This is a genomic window from Pasteuria penetrans (assembly GCF_900538055.1).
GTDB lineage: Bacteria > Bacillota > Bacilli > Thermoactinomycetales > Thermoactinomycetaceae > Pasteuria > Pasteuria penetrans.
The window spans coordinates 1,814,072-1,831,425 of sequence record NZ_UZAC03000001.1 but is presented as its reverse complement, the minus strand read 5'-3'; the positions used below and the strand labels follow the sequence as shown (position 1 = coordinate 1,831,425).

The 17,354-nt window shown below is 46.3% G+C and carries 12 protein-coding genes and 1 pseudogene; 7 read left to right on the top strand and 6 right to left on the bottom strand.

Annotated elements, in window-relative coordinates; translation table 11 throughout:
* Positions 1 to 120: 120 nt before the first annotated feature.
* From PPRES148_RS07460 to lepA, 4 genes are all read right to left on the bottom strand, one after another.
* Positions 121 to 771, bottom strand: a complete 651-nt coding sequence (locus PPRES148_RS07460) for a nucleotide exchange factor GrpE (protein ID WP_149453899.1) — start codon at positions 769 to 771, stop codon at positions 121 to 123.
* Positions 772 to 782: 11 nt separating this feature from the next.
* On the bottom strand, positions 783 to 1,814 hold the full coding sequence (hrcA, locus tag PPRES148_RS07455; protein ID WP_223128000.1) for a heat-inducible transcriptional repressor HrcA: 1,032 nt from the start codon (positions 1,812 to 1,814) through the stop codon (positions 783 to 785).
* 93 nt (positions 1,815 to 1,907) lie between these two features.
* Positions 1,908 to 3,083, bottom strand: a complete 1,176-nt coding sequence (hemW, locus tag PPRES148_RS07450) for a radical SAM family heme chaperone HemW (protein WP_223127999.1) — start codon at positions 3,081 to 3,083, stop codon at positions 1,908 to 1,910.
* A gap of 339 nt (positions 3,084 to 3,422) precedes the next feature.
* Positions 3,423 to 5,240, bottom strand: coding sequence for a translation elongation factor 4 (lepA, locus tag PPRES148_RS07445; RefSeq protein ID WP_281289950.1), 1,818 nt, complete (start codon positions 5,238 to 5,240; stop codon positions 3,423 to 3,425).
* A gap of 1,303 nt (positions 5,241 to 6,543) precedes the next feature.
* Here lepA and PPRES148_RS07440 point away from each other — a divergent pair.
* Positions 6,544 to 6,825: a hypothetical protein gene (locus PPRES148_RS07440; protein WP_149453895.1), complete on the top strand. Its 282-nt coding sequence runs from the start codon at positions 6,544 to 6,546 to the stop codon at positions 6,823 to 6,825.
* 1,339 nt (positions 6,826 to 8,164) lie between these two features.
* Positions 8,165 to 8,857 carry a TetR/AcrR family transcriptional regulator gene (locus PPRES148_RS07435; protein ID WP_223127998.1) on the top strand — a complete coding sequence of 231 codons (693 nt, stop codon included), beginning with the start codon at positions 8,165 to 8,167 and terminating at the stop codon, positions 8,855 to 8,857.
* A gap of 802 nt (positions 8,858 to 9,659) precedes the next feature.
* Here the strand turns inward: PPRES148_RS07435 and PPRES148_RS07430 are convergent.
* Positions 9,660 to 10,352 carry a transposase gene (locus tag PPRES148_RS07430; protein WP_149453893.1) on the bottom strand — a complete coding sequence of 231 codons (693 nt, stop codon included), beginning with the start codon at positions 10,350 to 10,352 and terminating at the stop codon, positions 9,660 to 9,662.
* A gap of 114 nt (positions 10,353 to 10,466) precedes the next feature.
* On the opposite strand from PPRES148_RS07430, the gene PPRES148_RS13000 reads away from it, so the two are divergent.
* The 3 genes from PPRES148_RS13000 to PPRES148_RS07420 all read left to right on the top strand — a co-directional run bounded on the left by PPRES148_RS13000 (position 10,467) and on the right by PPRES148_RS07420 (position 13,747).
* Positions 10,467 to 10,601: a hypothetical protein gene (locus PPRES148_RS13000; RefSeq protein WP_281289949.1), complete on the top strand. Its 135-nt coding sequence runs from the start codon at positions 10,467 to 10,469 to the stop codon at positions 10,599 to 10,601.
* A gap of 602 nt (positions 10,602 to 11,203) precedes the next feature.
* Positions 11,204 to 12,751 (top strand): transposase, encoded by a 1,548-nt coding sequence (locus PPRES148_RS07425; RefSeq protein ID WP_149453892.1) that lies wholly within the window; start codon positions 11,204 to 11,206, stop codon positions 12,749 to 12,751.
* A 477-nt stretch (positions 12,752 to 13,228) separates the two neighbouring features.
* Entirely contained in the window at positions 13,229 to 13,747 is a 519-nt protein-coding gene (locus tag PPRES148_RS07420; RefSeq protein ID WP_149453891.1) for a hypothetical protein, read from the top strand.
* 1,613 nt (positions 13,748 to 15,360) lie between these two features.
* On the opposite strand, the gene PPRES148_RS07415 is transcribed toward PPRES148_RS07420, so the two are convergent.
* Complete coding sequence (locus PPRES148_RS07415; RefSeq protein ID WP_149453890.1) at positions 15,361 to 16,656, bottom strand: transposase; 1,296 nt, start codon at positions 16,654 to 16,656, stop codon at positions 15,361 to 15,363.
* Positions 16,657 to 16,735: 79 nt separating this feature from the next.
* On the opposite strand from PPRES148_RS07415, the gene PPRES148_RS07410 reads away from it, so the two are divergent.
* The gene (locus PPRES148_RS07410) at positions 16,736 to 17,035 is read left to right on the top strand and encodes a transposase (RefSeq protein ID WP_149452652.1); all 300 of its coding nucleotides are present in this window, start codon (positions 16,736 to 16,738) and stop codon (positions 17,033 to 17,035) included.
* Positions 17,008 to 17,235, top strand: a pseudogene (locus tag PPRES148_RS13355) (helix-turn-helix domain-containing protein); the annotation flags it as partial. The gene PPRES148_RS07410 and the pseudogene PPRES148_RS13355, both read left to right, overlap by 28 nt.
* Between the last annotated feature and the right edge of the window lie 119 nt (positions 17,236 to 17,354).

The window sequence follows — 17,354 nt, the reverse complement described above, 5'->3', positions numbered from 1 at the left end:
GCGGTCAAGAACCCCACCTCCCTATTTCTTTGTGTGTACATCTACCCAATACTTCTATGCACGGGACGCCCACACGTAACATCCAACCCTTTCACCAAGGAAAAATCTATGAATGATAGCTCAATCCTCCTCGGCGTGGAGATACACTGTGGATGGCCGTAAGACCCGCCCACGAAATTCATAGCCTCGCTGCATCTCACGTGCTACGGTACCAGGCTCTCCCGAGCCATCCTTCACATGACCTATGGCATTATGCTTATGGGGATCAAAAGCGGTGCCCACCTGCGTACGAATAGATTCTAAACCCGCCCGCTCCAACATATCCAAAAATTGTCGTTGTACCATAGCCACCCCTTCACGCAGTCCCTTGTCTCCCCGCGTACCTAAAGCGAGATCAAAACTATCGAGAATGGGCAACATGTTCGAGATGATTTCCTGCTGAGCAATCCGGACCGCTTCCTCATTGTCACGCCGGGCACGACGCCGAACATTTTCCATATCCGCGAGAACACGCGCATAACGATCATGCCACCTCTCCGACTCCTCGCGGAAACGTTCCACCAGCGCCACGAGATCCTCCGCCGATTCTTTCCCCTCCCCACCTTCCCCAGATTCAATATCCTCGGATGAGGAAGATCCCTGTTCCCCCTCACCACATACTTCACCCTCGTACCGGGAACGGCCCTCGTACCGGGAACGGGGATCCTTCTCCCGCCCACTTGCATCTCTCTGTAACATTTCTAAATCCTTTGTATGATTACGCTCCCGCAAAACCTTCCCCCCTACTCATAAAAGCGATGCAACCAGTGGGAAACACCCTTGGCCCAAAAATCCAATAACCCTATCACGCGACCGTAATCCATCCGCATCGGACCGATCACACCGATCACCCCCATCGGTTCACCGCCAACCTGGTAGGAAGCGGTAATCACGCTCAGATTCTGCACACCCTCCCACTCATTTTCATAGCCAATCCGAACGTGAACACCCTGCTGTGGGGGAGCCAACAATTTCGCAACCCGCCGGTCCTCCTCCATGAGATCCAACAGGGCGCGCACCTGCTCTCTATCGCGAAATTCTGGCTGCATCAACACCTGAGTGGTTCCGCTGGCGTACAAATGATCCCCGTCCATATCCACCAGCCTAAGAATCTTCTCCATCCACTCAGCAACAGGACCCATCGGGGCCGCCTTGTGTGTAAACTCCTCACCCAACCTCTGCACAGCCGTAGGGCAGAGCGAATCCAATGATACACCGCGAAGGCGATCGTTGAGAAAATCAACTAACTTCTCAAGCATCGGCAAACCAACATCCTCAGAAACCATAACCTGCTGCCGATAAACATGACCCCGATCTGTAACAAGAATTGCAAGGACCCCCTGCTCCGATAAAGGAATCAACTGAAGATGCAACAGGCGGCTCTCACGGTAACCGGGTCCCAGAAGAACCGTAACACACTGCGTCAACCGGGAAAGGATGGAAGTCGCGTGCTTAAAAACGGTCTCCATAGGGTGCGAAGAAGCAAAACATTCCTCCCGTAGGGCACAAATATCACGTCGCGTCCAACACCGGGACCGTGGTAAATGATCTACGTAGAATCGATATCCCTTCTGGGAGGGAATACGCCCCGCCGACGCATGGGGTTGTTTCAAAAAACCCTTGGTTTCTAAATCGGCCATCTCATTACGTACCGTAGCTGCGCTTACGCCCACGTCCGGATGCTCCGCTATCACGCGCGAACCCACAGGCTCAGCGGATGCCACATAGGCATCCACAACAGACCACAGGATACGCCTCTGCCGATCTGCTAACATCCGCCTCACCCCACATCCGTTGGCACTCATCCATCGAGAGTGCTAAACAACTCCCCTATAATGCTACCAGAGCCTTTTGCATACTGTCAATATTCACCTCACCCCCAGGAAACCAGAAAACACAGTATTTCCCTGTAATAAACCCTTCTCCGTAAGCTGCCACCGATCCCCCTCTACCGTAAGCAAACCTTGCCCCACGAGTCGCTGCCGCAAACCGGAAAAAACCTCGTCCGGATCCCGACCATAGCGACGGAAAAAATCAGCAATACTCACACCTCGTGCTAGGCGTAGACCCATAATAAAAAAATTTTCCATGGTCTCCTGAAGGGGCTCCTGGCGTTCCTCTACGAGGGGACGAGCACCCTTTGCCACCTTTTCGATATAGGTACGTAACTGGCCCGTATTCATGGTTCTTTTCCCTCCCACGTAACCAGCAGCACCCGTTCCTAGTGCATAATATTCCCGATTTTCCCAATAAGTGACATTGTGCCGGCACTCATATCCCGGCAGACAAAAATTACTAACCTCATAGTGTATGTATCCCTGGTCCGATAACTGTCTCCTCACGAACTGATACATCTCATAAATATCATCATCGTCCGGCAGGGACAAACAACCCTGTTGTTGCAGATGATGAAAGCGCGTCCCCTTTTCCACACCCAGATGATAACAGGAGAAATGCTTAGGTTCCAGGGACAGAGCCTGACGGAGAGTGTCCTTCCACTGGTCACAAGTCTGTCCCGGCAAACCAAACATGAGATCCAGGGAAAAATTATGGAAACCCGCACGACAAACCCCCTCCACCGCCCGTAAAATGGTTTCCACCCCGTGAATGCGTCCCAACTTCTTCAACAATGAATCTGTAAAAGCCTGTGCCCCCAGACTGATACGATTCACACCTAGGGAACGCAAAATCCGTAAACGTTCCCCCCCTTCCGCCGTAACAAGCGTCTCAGGATTCCCCTCCACCGTCCATTCCGAATCTCCCCCTGAGAGGGGAAAGAAACCCAATAAACCCTCCCCCAAACGCAAAAGCTGTTTAGGTGTCAATAGGGTTGGCGTTCCACCCCCGAAGAAGAGGGTTTTCAGAGGTCGGGGGGGACAAATCTGGCGTACGAGGGCTGCCTCCCGCAAGAGTGCCTCTACGTAATCCTCCTGATCTAAACCCGAGTGTGGACGGAAAGCAACAAAATCGCAATAATGACATTTTTTAGGACAGAAAGGTATGTGGACATAGAGGGCCGTGGGCGTCGGTATAGAAACTGGCACGAAAAACACTCCCCCAACCCTTGTATCCAAAACAATCCTCGACCTGAATTCCCAAACGGGTAGAATGGGGATCATGGAACATCGTACGCACGGATGGAAAAATATCCTAGACAAGGGACAAAAGGAAACTACATGAGGGTTCAAGCCCCGTTACCGTGAACACCCCTCCGTACTACTACATACAGCAAATCCACATACCAGACCAACGAAAAACAACCCCCACATCCCTAGATCAAGGGGAATAGACAATACGTTCACGCCCCATACCCGTCCCCTCTTCATAAATATCCCTAAGTCCCCGGAAAAAACCCAAATCATTCTACAAAGGGAGCCCTCTAATCACTCATCCTCCCCACGACGCAAAACTGCCATAAAGGCATCCTGTGGTATTTCAATACTACCGATGGCCTTCATTCGTTTCTTGCCTTCCTTTTGCTTTTCCAATAACTTCCTTTTCCTACTAACATCCCCACCATAACACTTGGCCAAAACATTTTTACGCATAGCACGAATTGTTTCACGTGCTATAACGCGTCCCCCTAAGGCAGCCTGAACAGGAACTTCGAACATTTGTCGGGGAATCAATTGGGCCAGTCGCTCCACGAGAACCTTACCACGGGCATAGGCACGATCTCTGTGCACAATGGAGGACAGGGCATCCACCGACTCGCCATTGAGCAAAATATCAAGCTTGACAAGCTGCGAGGAACGATAACCCGCGGGTTCATAGTCAAAAACAGCAAACCCCCGTGTATGAGATTTGAGCCGATCAAAGAAATCGTAAACAATTTCCGCCAACGGCAATTCATAAACGATTCGTACCCGGTCACGTTCGAGATAAACGATATCCTTGTAAACACCGCGCCGCGATTCACACAATTCTAGCACGGGTCCGATCCCCCCTTGGGGCACTCGTATGAAGGCAGTTACGTAGGGCTCCTCGATCCGATCCACCTTCTGCATGGGTGGAAGGGCAGTTGGGTTGGCTACAGAAAATTCCTCCCCATCCTTCAGAACCACCTTATATACAACACTAGGAGCTGTGGCAATTAGGGGGACCTTATATTCCCTCTCGACACGTTCTTGTACGATTTCCATATGCAAAAGACCCAAAAAACCGCAGCGAAAACCAAAGCCCAAGGCAACCGATGTCTCAGGTTCATAGGTGAGGGCGGAATCATTCAACTCCAATTTTTCCAACGCCTCACGCAGTAGCTCGTAAGAATCCGTATCAGTGGGATAAAAACCACAAAACACCATGGGAGGCATACGACGGTATCCCGGTAGGGCCTCCCTCGCCGGGTTTTCCTCCCCCGTGATCGTATCACCCACGCGGATATCCTTGACACGCTTGATATTGGCGATCAGAAAACCCACCTCACCCGTACCCAACCGGGACAAGGAAACCGCATGGGGTGTCTGTACCCCCACCTCCGTTACTGTGAACACCTTTTGCGCAGCCATACAACGAATTTGCATACCCGGATGTATGTAACCATCGATGACACGCACAGAAACAATGACGCCCTTGTAGGTATCGTAACGAGAATCGAAGACCAAGGCGCGGAGCGGCGCCCCCGGATCCCCCTCCGGGGGGGGAATCTGATGAACGATATTCTCTAGTACATCCCGAATACCAACGCCCTCCTTAGCGGATATACGGAGGGGGGTCATGGGGGATAAACCAGCAATCTCCTCGATTTCCGACTGCACACGCTCGGGATCAGCATTGGGAAGATCAATTTTATTGATAATGGATATAACTGCCAACTCACTACCCAATGCCAGATCCACATTTGCCAGAGTTTGAGCCTCCACACCCTGGGCGGCATCCACTACCAACAACGCTCCCTCACAAGCCTGCAAACTACGTGAGACCTCGTAACTAAAATCCACATGGCCCGGGGTATCAATCAAATGCAAAGTATAAGTTTTCCCATCCCGCGCCTTGTAGAGGAGCCGCACACTCTGTAGTTTGATCGTAATACCCCGTTCACGCTCTAGGTCCATTGTATCCAACAACTGATCCTGCTTTTCGCGGTCCGTAATGGCACCGGTGGACTCCAAGATTCGATCGGCCAATGTAGACTTTCCATGATCGATATGTGCAATGATCGAAAAATTTCGGATCAACGATAAAGACTTCTCATCCTTCACGCAATGCCTCCCTCCACCAACTATCACGGGCCATAACATTCCCAAACCCGTTCCTCAGATACAGGGCCGTCTGGCGCAATTGTAGACTTTCCTGGCACCGGGTTCAACCCCCACGATCTCTACAGAGGGAACCATCTGTAGAGATCCATTCCCTAATCTACTCCCCAAACACTAATATTGGCGATGGACCCCACCCATTGGAGCAGGGTCGAAGACCCCCAAACTGTTGATACGCAGGGTAGCTCCCTCTTGTCCGTGCTGTAATGCTTCAGTGCCCTCTGAGGGGAGGGTGGCCAACGACAGGAAGATCAATTTTTATTAGAATAAATTTTTAATATTTATTTTATATATTTATATTGTTTGTTTCGCTTGATACATGAAATATGAATTCATATACCAAGGATGTTGCTTTCCCCGATCCTGTGATTAGCATGAGCGGATATGGAAGATTTTGTTAGGGAAGTACCCTGGTTTTGGATGGTTATGTTCCTTTCAATAAAATATATGTATATTTTATTTTTATAAATATTATCATTAAATATAAATATCAGTGAACAGCGGTTAGGATAGTAATGCTTGGTACTACCATCGAAAAGAAGCGATTCGACAATTACCGATCGAAATATTGGTTCCCCCCTGACCCATAATAAAATTTAATGAATATAGTAGTGTTATTTGATCGATCGTACTTGCTCTTTCATCCCATGCCCCTTTAGTCAATAGATCAGCACGATATTTTGCAATAAATAGTTTATTCATGATTATTATGTATAAACTAAATTGTACTCACATTTCGTTGGTTAAAAAACCGGTAAAAAACACTAGAAAAGCCATCTGCTTCCCTATTGTAGATGAAAAATATAAGGAGATTAGAGGACAGGTGGTCCCCCAGCATTGTAACACAATACCGAATACCTACGGAACAAGGAAGATAGAAAAAATAATTTTTTCTTCTTAAAATCCTTTGTTATCCGCAGTAGGTCCTGACAACCCTTTCGATGCAGGATTGGCCTACACCCTTCTCGGTCTGTTTTTCGCTGAATATGAACCCCTGTATAATGGAGAGATATGATAATGACCGCAATACCATAGGGGGGCCATGCAAATATATACCTGTCCCATTGATTATGGACATGATTAGGGAGTTTCTAAAATGTAGCAATCCCCATGCCGATTGATCAACTTCCCTGTGAGGGCCCTTTTTTGATGCATGGGGTGGTAAAAAAGGTAAACCAATCATAGGCGAAAGAACACCATATAAAACCCCCTTGATCCAAAACCGCCCAAGATCGAGGGTGAGACATTGTGTGAAGGGTATGTTGATAACCTTGTCGGGGCCCGTGATGAGGGGAAGGGATTGGATAGGATCACCCACATAAGTACCCAAGGAGCATTTCATTCCGATAAGGATTTCGGGGTCCACTATAGATCCAACCATGCACTAGAGAACGACAAAACCTTATACTTCTATGGAGGGTACAACGATCATGAGGTAAAGGAGACGGCTAAGGAACGTACTATCGACACCCAACGAATAGAACAGAGAGAACGGAAAATCCCAACAAGAAAGGGTAAGCTGGTGTAAGAGGGGAGGGGGTGGAACGATCCATCGATGCCCTGGTGGCAAAACAAGACCTCCGACTCATCCATCACGTACCAACCCGAGGGGAATGGCAAGAGTAAGACTCCATTGTGTTCCATCCGGGTTTCGATCCGATATTGCTTAGTCCAGCTTACGATCATCTCCTTGTTTCAGATTATGCGTTGGCTGATCCAGGATGGACCCTTCAACCCCTTCGCTCCACCCTCATTACAAGGGTTTCAAGTAGACCCAACCCCCTGTTCACGGAAGCCTTGGTATATCCTTAGCCCTTTTTTACACCTGGCGCTAAGGACCGGTATCCGTACGGACAATCCTCTCGTGGTTCCCTACGAGGGGCCTACATCAGGGTCCTTCCCTCTGTGCGCCGGATGCTGCCAGGACCATAGGTGGGTTCACCCCCCATAGCTTCGTTCCAAGGATAGATCCCCCGTTTCGACATCAACTGCGCCTTTCGATGCTTTCCTCCCATGGTTCGCCTTACGAATCTCCCTGATTCACACCGGACAGGAATTCTTTGTCCTGCTTTTCCCCGGAACGCACCATCCCTGCCCTCTACAACAGTAGCCCTGGGTGGTTTGAAACCTTCTTACCACCTGCCGGTTTCAGGGGAGCCCTCCCCTATTACTCATAGGACACGGCACAGATCCATAAGCAAACTTGAATATATTAAACCTTAAATTAATTTATAGTAAGAAAAATATTGCAATACGTGTATGCTGATTCGATCCCCTTCATACTCTTTGTTATTACTGATCATAAAAAACTATGAATCATAAAAAATCAGGGACCTCCCAAGTCCTCCTGATTCCATAACTATATAAAATTCGAATATACGTAAGGAAGATAGGGTCATATCCTATTTTGTATATATATTCCAAATATTATTATAAATATTGGTGGCCTAACCATAACTGGAGAACCGATCTTCTATGGATAGTATGATTTCATAAAGTTTTATGTAGTTATTTTTATGAATCCGCAAAATCCCACTTTCCATTTTTATTTGAACCTCAAGAAACAATTGTGAACCTTGTCAACCGCACTAACACCAGCTATAAATCACTGACGTGGTCGACCCGTTCGAGTAAATTCCCCTAGAGCACACCCCCTTACCAACCACCTACCAGGGAGTCCGCTTATTCTGACCCATAGGACGTAAAAATGCAAAAAACCAAGGGTTCACAGAACCATCCCACCCTTGACTGTGCCATGACATTATTGTTACACTGATAGCCGGATCGGTTGCGGATCTATCTTGATTACAATCATATTTTTTTGCAAAAAATCATCATGATTTTATGAGAGTCAGGGGTTTATGATCTTGAAAACAAATGGGAGGAGCACTTTTCCACGCGAGATGGCAACGTCCCCAACAACCCAACGTCCTATGAACCGAAGAGAGGATATTGTTCGCATGGCTGCCCAATTGTTCAGTGAGCGTGGATACCACGGTACCAAGGTCCGGGACATCGCCGCTGCCTGCGATCTGTTGTCAGGGAGCCTGTACACGCACATTCGTAGCAAAGAGGAGTTATTGTTTTCCATTTGCGTTCAAGGTGCCCAAGTCTTTCTGAACAGGGCTGATCCTATCGTTCAATCTTGTGTCCATCCCATCAAGAAACTTCGGCTCCTCCTACGGACCCATGTCACAACCGTGGCCGAAGAACGCGAAACTGCCACTGTTTTCTTTCACGAGTGGCGTGCGCTACGTAACGATCATTTGCAAATCGTACGCGAATATCGTAATCGCTATGAGGGAATTTGGAAGTCCATACTGAGGGAGGGCGTCTCCCAAGGGATCTTTTTGCCTACCAATAACTCTATAGTCTGTAAGATATGGCTCTCCGTGGGAAATTGGACGTACCAGTGGTATCGTGCGGACGGACCTCTAAATCCAGCACAACTGGCAGATCTCCTAGCGGATCTTCTACTGCAGGGAATGATCGTTCGCAGGGATCAAAATTCTGATTCGCAAAATGGGAATCATTTAGAAGTGTCAAAAAAGGATCGATGAATTCTATCCTCCTATGTCCCTGTACAACCCACCTATGGTGCTGTTATGGAGGGAAATAATCTGACAATCCCCCCCCTCAGAGTATTCGTTTTTGGAACCTTATCCTCATCTTGATTGAGTAAAAAAAATAATAGATATATCCATTTTTACAGTGCTTAGGGTGTCGGATCAAAAAAGTATAAATAGTGCTGATCCGTTACCTAGGTACGGCTCACTTGTGTCTTTGATTTTTCCATTGTAAAGTTGCAATATTAAATTTTTATAAATAAAATCATAATACATTGTATAAATAACCCCCTATACAGTCATAGGGGAAACCGTGCAATTTCTAGTTGCATCCCAATCGCATACGTAAATTCTCCGGAAGGATCTACCTAGGGATTTTTTGAGGGGTTTACCCCTATACATATTTTTGCTTATTTCTGCTTCTGTAAGGCAATATCCGAATGGGTGTGTGCATCTTTCGAGGGGATTTTTAGTCCTGGTGCTACCGCGAAAAAAGATATCAAACTTATTAGAATATTTTTGTATATTAAATGATGTATTTAGGAAATGTTTATATTGTTAATGAGTATAGAAATAGTCTGTTCGAGTATTTCCGGCGTAAGTGCTTTGGGGTGGAAAGGTACCCCTTTCTGGGGGATTACACCTGAAAATTTCGTACGATCGGTTATTTTTTGTTGAACTACCGAAATCACCGTGGGATCATAGGAACCGGTTCCTATCTCGTCCCTTTTGCGCACACCAAAGAAACCGACATGAAGTCGAATTTTTTTATCTAAATAGTATTATATATTAAATTCTATGTAGTTATGGGTGATCTTATCCTTCTCTTCCTGATCTTCTTTTGAAAATAACGAACGGCCTGGGATAAATTATAAGCAGATCCTTTTGCCATCATGGCCCGTGCCACCCTCGTCTTACCACGCACCTTCATTTTGGCCGCCTGAAAACGATTCTTCATAGAAGAACAAACCCCTTCCACAGCTGCACGATGATTCCCCTTCTCTTTGTATCCCGGTTGCTCCATTTTGTCTCGTTGTTCCGCCGTTGAATAATAGGACTGATCTGTGGTGCGCAGGACCCTTCCCCCCCTCTTCAGAGGTTTGGCGGCGCATTGATCGGCAAATTTACATCCCCCGCAGGTTCCCTCATGGAAGCGGGCCACTATCTTACCCTTGCCCTTCTCTCCGGGTTGGTACGTGGATGAGTCGGGGGTCTTGCCACCAGGACACCGATGGATCTTTCCATCCTTCCCCCTCTTGAACCCACTTACCCTCTTTTTACTGGGATTTTCCTTTCTTCCCAACATATCGGTTGGGTGTATATTGATAGTACGTTCTTTAGCCGCCCCCCTTACCTCGTGGCAGTTGTACCCTCCGTCAAAATACAAGGTCTTGTTGTCCTCTGGTGCATGGTTGGATATATAGTCAACTCCAAAATCCTTATCGGAATGAAGTGCCCCTTGGGTATTTACATGGGCGACTAAACTCACTCCCTTCTCCTCATCACGGGCCTCGACAAGGTTACAAACATATTCCTCTACACAATTTGCTTACCCTTGATACGACATTGGGCGTCTGGATCAAAGGGGCTTTGCAGACTGAGGGTGGCTAACGAAAGGGGTATTGTTGTAGCCGCTTACACCCCGCGGGCGCAGGAGATTGTGACATCGGTTGATGAATTGGGAGGCAGTGGGAAAGGGATAATCACGGGCCTAAGGGGACGAACAAGTTATGAATGATAAATATAGGAGTTACTATATAAAAAATGGGGATTGATCCTGCTCCGCACCCCCACAGGGAAGATGTTTAACTATCAGACCGTGGTGGACCAAAAACCGGGGGATGAACCACCGCTCCCCCACGGTTCATCCCGACGTTAGCACCCCACCTCGGTTTTGACATGGACTACGCTTTTCGATGCGTCTTCGAACGGTATCTCCCCGATTCCCACCTGACAGGGTCAAATACCCTGCCTTTTCCTAGATCGCTCACAGCCAGGGCATTTGACCCCAGCGTCGAGTAGACCCGGCATTTCAGCCGAGTCCCTCACAGAACTGGACGTGATACTCTCGCATCATCCAGCTCTTCTCATCCCATCCCAATCTTCAGACCCTTTAGGTCCTACTTCGATTATAGGGATGTTGCTCCGAGGTTCCAGTGATCTCCTCTAGCGGATCTCCCACTAAAGTTTCATTTTACTGTCCTCCTCAGGATGAGTCAGCCCCTTCGCTCCACTTCCATTACAGAAGCTTCCACACTACTATGAGCTGATCCGACTTCGTGCACGGAACCAACAGAACTAGATTTCCCAAGGCCCCCCTTTTCGGACGAAGTGAAAATCATGAAAATAGAGAAATTAGGACCCACAGGATCAGATAAAATGAGAATTCGTTATATCCTAAAGTCCATTGTCAACCGTCCATCCCCGGGAATCAGGTGTTCCTGTGAGGATTCGGGAAATTTGGGACAAAAATTTGTGAGAGCGGGATTCGACAAGAAACGGAAAATAAAACACGGCATCCTTGGCTTATGGGAAATTGAATCCGTTATGAAACCCCAACGATGGAGATGTACCTACTGCGAGAACAAATTCAACCATGTGTATGCATTTGTTGAGAAATGGAAAAAATATGCAGATTTTTGTAGGGAAATGTTCTCGTCAACGGCAGTTATATCTTCAGCAGCGAAGGCAACAAGGTTACATGGAATACCGGTGAGAACAGGTTATACCCTATTTTTTGATGAATTTCTTCCTAGAAAGAGAAAAGAACTCGAGGAAAAGGCCATTAGGCAGGCCAGGGAACAGGGACGCTGTTTGACCATCGATATAGATGATACATCGACAAGGAAAGGTAAGAACTACGCAAGCTATATCTATGATACAAAACTTGGGTCTGTATTGGCTGTGATAAAAGGCCGAAAATATGAGGAACTTATGGACTACCAGAGGCAAAATCACCACCTATATGAACTTGATCCAGCGGTTATTGCCATGGACCGAGCCCCTACCTATACTAAGTTTGCTCTATCGGAATTCCCCAACGCGCTTATTGTGTTTGACCGCTTTCACATCATCAAGAATATAAGGGATCTTACCTTACACCCTCCTCTGAAAGTCACTCTTAGGGATAAGCGATTTGCCTCCACCATAAAGGAATTGTTACTTGACCTACTATGGAAAAATTATCGAGAAGAACTTTCCGATCAAGAGAGGAATATTCTTAATGAATTACCTAGTTGTTCAGAAAAATTAAAGAATAAGTATGAATATATTACAGATTTGTTAGCATTTTACAAGAAAAAGGAGAAATTCTTCCCCCGTGATTTCTTTGTTTTCCGCTGGCATTTGTCTTGTCATCTGCACCGGGAATGGGTGGACTGTATGTATAAGGAACTCGAAAATTGGAAATATCTGTCCAGGATCAAAGGGTTCGTAAAGGACGCCCTGAAGAAAAAACACAGAGGATTACTTCCCGAATCCAAGAGGCTACTCCTGGAAAAAATATTTCATCTTGCAGATTGGCATAAACTTGGGGAAGCCTACGAATTTATAGAGGATGTTGGAAAATGGTATGACACCGATTATCCCACTTTTACCGAGGCTTACAATAATCTGCACGCTCTCATCGGGGTAGGATTACAGCACGACCACAAGAACATTAGAAAAGGTGCAGAGAGCTTACAGAGGGGGCAACAGTCCATTGCAAATTACCATCGAGGAGACAAGGCTACCAACGCTCTTATAGAGGGAAAGAACTGTGCCACCAAGCTTGACTTTCGCCAACGTTTTGGGGTTCGGATTTGGAGGAACTATGAGAACCTTGCTATCGTATGTCGCAATAGCCACTTGGAAAACGATCAGGGGGTAAATTGCCGGAATGTTTCATAATATTAATATAGTGTTTAATAAACATAAAATAAAATAAAAATGCATTCAATAATTTTGGATACATAATAGAAAAAAGCACATACTTTTATTTTTATTTATTTTATAAATTAATAGAGACAGATGCTCTTCGGCATGGGCTCGTGTACAATAAACTGAATAAACAAACTAATTATGGGGAAGAGTGGGCCCCATCTAATTCATCCTTGCAATCCAGAATTAGAAAAAAACCGCCCAAGGATATTCCGGGTCCGAAGTTTGGCCAAGAGCCCCAGCCGGTTACGAAGGGCCGAGCAACCTTCATCTCTTGAACGACTTCTTGACACACAGCACTAGGCGGTTTGTAACCTGCTACCTACCAGCCGGTTACGAAGGGCCGAGCAACCTTCATTTCTGAACGACTTCTTGACACACGGCGCCTTAGACGGATTTTCCTCGAAAGGTGCCAGCTAGAACTAGAATTTGGTTCTGGGGAGGGGCATGGGTTTTTTCTGTGCGGTAGGGAGGGAAGGATGTAACTCACTGTGGGAAAGAAGATCGGGGGAAGGGGGTATGGGTTTTCCCGGTGCGGTAGAGAATTTGGTTCTGGGGAGAGGCATGGGTTTTTTCGATGCGGTAGGGAGGAAAGAATGTAACTCACTGTGGGAAAGAAGATCGGGGGAAGGGGGTATGGGTTTTCCCGGTGCGGTAGAGAATTTGGTTCTGGGGAGAGGCATGGGTTTTTTCGATGCGGTAGGGAGGGAAGAATGTAACTCACTGTGGGAAAGAAGATCGGGGGAAGGGGGTATGGGTTTTCCCGGTGCGGTAGAGAATTTGGTTCTGGGGAGAGGCATGGGTTTTTTCGATGCGGTAGGGAGGGAAGAATGTAACTCACTGTGGGAAAGAAGATCGGGGGAAGGGGGTATGGGTACGGCAGGGGAAGAAGGGAAGGAAGGGGAGGAAGAATGTGACTCACTGTGGGAAGGAAGATCGGGGAAAGTAGGTGGTATGTCAGATTGACTGAATCGTTTTTTGAGTTGGAAATCGCGTGCAGCGGTGTAGACAGATCTATTAGGTTTATCGGGATGGGGAAAATCTACAAAAAAAGTGGATCTTCCTTCTGAATAGGGTTCTGCCTGCGCCTCTTCCCTCCTTCTTATACCTTCTGCCTGTACTAGCCATCCAAGACGGTCTTGTAAAGTATGGAAATCGTAAGGAGTAGATCTGAATTCCCCTGTTCCACCGTGGGTTGTATTCTCTCGCATAGCGTGGGTGGGGGTTCCCGTGGAAAAAATCCCCAGCAGTCCTAATAGCGATAAGGTTATGATTCTTTTTTCTTTTTTCATTGCGTAGATCATCCTTTTAATTTATTAAATTTTATATAATATTGGTGTTAGTGTACGTGGTAGGGGTGATCATGGGCACTGTTCGTGATGTTGGGTTAAAAATATGGATAGTACTAGTTGTTCATTCAGGCATCCCTATCCTAGTTTTTGTGGTTGCTATCATAATGATGATGACATAATGTTTACTGATATTTTTTTGGATACCTTTTTCATTTAATATAAATATTAAATGAAAAATTTTTAGTATATTTCCAGGAAATTAGAAACCTTGCTGGGTACTCCGAATCCTATACCCTCCTCAACATATCATTTCTTTATTTTTCCAATGGATACATTAATAATTGTACCATATTACTTTATATAATGAAAAGATACAATATTGTGTCGAGTAGGGCTGACTATTTCAGCCAACCCTTCCATAGAACTGTCATACGAACTTTCTCATTCGATCCCAATTTTCAGACCATTTATGGGGTCCTACCTCGTGGGGGGACGGTCAGATCTTTCTGTACGGAACCTCCATACGTCAAAAAACCCGCTCCAGTAAGGAGAAGGGTTTTATTTGTTTAAAAATGTTAATTGGGAATCCAACCCGAACCCTTGTATCTATCTTTCTCTATACCTTTCAGGCCTCATTGGGTATGATTTAATATATATTCATAGATGCATTTATATTATTATTTTTATTTGATAATTATGAATATGATACAAGGATTGCCCCTATCGTGTCAGATTCAGATGATGATGATCCCCATAATGTGTACTTGTGAGGCCTGTAAAACCTTATTGGGGGGTTCCCAAAGGCCCGGTAACACTTGCACACTTGCATTGCAGTGTTAGGAATTCCGTCCCTTCCATTAGACCCAGGGGATTGGGAAGTTCCACTGGCACCCATATCATACCCCGGTGGTGTATCAGACCTTGTGGAACCTAGGGAGAGACCAGCGGGAAATCGCTAACAGCTGCGGTATCCGGATCAGGACTGGGCCTAAATTGTACAGACCCTTGCGCGGGGAATCCGAAACCCAGGGAGGCAGTGGCACCTGTTTTCGGAGATCCTTGTATACTCATGGGACCTTGATAAACCGGGGGACCAACAGGGGTACCCACAGTGACGCCCCCGGAATCTAATCGAACCTACATTCAGGAATTCCGTACATCACCTACGGGATCCCCTAGATTCTTCCCCCGAGGGGATCAGGAATGTGGGCTAAGAGGACACCGGGGAATCTGGTACGGTGGTAAGCCGGATACCACCAGGACGTATCAAACCATTGTAGCCATTTTCTATAACAAAAGCTGATTATGCCGTATCCATAATAAACCATTGCAACATTCAATAGTTTGTTTTGCCAACGAGGCAAGGATGTTCCCCAATTCTTGGCAATCTCCTTTCCATCCCTTTATACATATCTCCATAAGACTCCGACAGTTTTTCTCGACACGCCCTATTCTAAACCCAAAACATTTTTCCTTATCAGAAATTTCTTCATCAAGGATTAGATACCCTTCCTTGAATGGGAAAATAAGGGGGGATTTTTCCATCCTCAGTCCAGCTATGTGGGCTGCTCTCTCTTGTTCCTCTGTGCTGCGAAATCCACCTTTCCAATCAGCCCAGCGGCTTATGAGCCTATTCATACTCTCAATCCTATTAGTATTCAATAAAACCCTAATAATTTCTGGATTACTAAAAAACTTGACAACATTCGTATGTGATTCTATATTTACACATAAGTATTCTATAGCGTCTTTCATTTCACCACCGTAGGTGGACTCGAGGGCGGACTTGAGAAGCCCAAATCTTTCCCAAACCTCTTCCTTGGTGGTGCCTTTTAAGACCCAGTAAGCTGCCTTCAAAAACACCGATCCCAATGGTCCTTTCAAACATTTCGGGATCTTTTTTCCTAGGTTACGAGTGAGGTGGACACCGCAGTAATGCAGCTCGGCTTGCGGAAATATCTTATCTCGTAAACCGGCGAACGACCGATGACGGTCGCTCAACATTAACTCCACATTCTTTGTAGAGAAACCCCGCTTCACCAGTTCCCCAACAAGCAGGGCATAATTGTCGGTAGATTCACTGTCCACGCTCTTACAACCCAAATATACCAGCTTGATGCCCTCGTCATCTATGAAGATCCCGAGGGCTGTAAGTACGGGTTTTCCCCGTTTACGCTTCTTTTTCCTCTTACCCTTATGGGTGATGATGTCAGTGTGATCATAGGAGGCATCCAACATGATGCCAAAACATTTGTAACCGCTCAAATCCTGGTTACCAAAAGAATCTAGCCTGTTATAAAGAGGTTGGATATGGGATTTTAGAGTGGATGGCGAGATCTCGATACCCCTTGCCTCATACAAGAGTTCGGATATACTCTGAAATGATATGCCTCTTATCCAAGAACCTTCCACTAATTTGAGATCACGATATCCCAAAATACCCGAATCGCCAATCATTTGAGTGGTAACGGCCTCACGCAATTGAGGAATGCGTATTTTCAACCCGTTTCGTTCACGAAGGGTGAACCCATTACGAGAGTTTCCGGGCATCATTCCATGGTTATACCATTGCTCAAAGCACAAACCTACTATTAGGCCCCCTGGTATAATAGGTCCAGGTGGGTATAATGGGAGCTGGTCCCCGTAAGGGGTGAACACGGAAATGGCACGGAGAAAATTTTCGTTAGAATTCAAGCAGAGGGCAATTGAACAGGTCAGGGGTGGGCAACATGTTGTCCAGGTATCTAGACAGCACGATCTTGCTGTTAGCACGATTAACCGTTGGATAAAGGAGGACAGGGAGGGTGTATTAGCCAGCTCATTCTCCTCCTCAAAAGGTCATCGTACGATGGATTCTTCGTCCCTCCGGTCTCTGCAGAAGGAGATTGATGATTTAAAGAGACTCCTGGGCAGTAAAGAATTGGAAATTAGTCGATGGAGGGAGAGAATGGGAGGGAAATGAAGAAAAAACGCTATGATATGAAACTAAAGAAGAAAATAGTCGAGGAAGCTCTACGTAGCGATAATATGTCTGAGATTGCTCGCAAACACGGACTCGCCCCTAGAACCGTTCGGGGTTGGGTAAAGCAGTACGAGGTGAAGGAGGATCTATGGAAAAAAACCAGGGATAGTGCAAAAAGGGTTTCCGCGAACGAACAAGATGTTTCATATAAAACAATTATGAAATTGAGGGAGAAAATTTACCAATTGGAGAAAGAGATGAAAAAACAAAAAGAGGGGGATCAACTTAGGATTGCGATCTTAGAGGACCTTATAAAAAA